The sequence below is a fragment of the Neisseria sp. P0021.S007 genome (assembly GCF_051956855.1).
In genome coordinates, this window is record NZ_JBQCXA010001207.1 from 1 (window position 1) to 516 (window position 516).

Genomic DNA, 516 nt, shown 5'->3' on the forward strand with positions numbered 1-516 from the left:
GTAGCTACGGCCACGGCCATGGCATTGCGTGTGAACGGTTTGTCGCAATACATCATGTGGGAGTCTGCCCGATTGTTTGAAAACATCGGTACCGTCAACGACGGCATGGCCACCCTGTCCAAACCACACACCATCCTCGACAAGCCGCAAGCCCTGCCGCTGAAAGTCACCCGAGGCGAAATCAAGTTTGATCACGTCGATTTCTCCTACGAAGCCGGCAAACCGCTCCTCAACGGCTTTAACCTGAACATCAAACCCGGCGAAAAAGTCGGCTTGATCGGCCGCAGCGGCGCGGGCAAATCCACCATCGTCAACCTACTCCTGCGCTTTTACGAACCGCAAAGCGGCACGATTTCGATTGACGGGCAAAACGTGGACAGCGTGACCCAAGAAAGTCTGCGCGCCCAAATCGGTTTGGTGACGCAAGATACCTCCCTGCTGCACCGCTCCGTCCGCGACAACATTATCTACGGCCGTCCCGATGCGACAGAAGCCGAAATGATTTCCGCTGCGGAA

1 protein-coding gene is annotated in these 516 nt (G+C 56.4%); it reads left to right on the top strand.

Features of this window, described 5'->3' with window-relative positions; genetic code table 11:
• Positions 1 to 516: ATP-binding cassette domain-containing protein (locus tag ACTHUR_RS18320; protein ID WP_440400190.1), on the top strand; the 516-nt coding region annotated here is incomplete at both ends.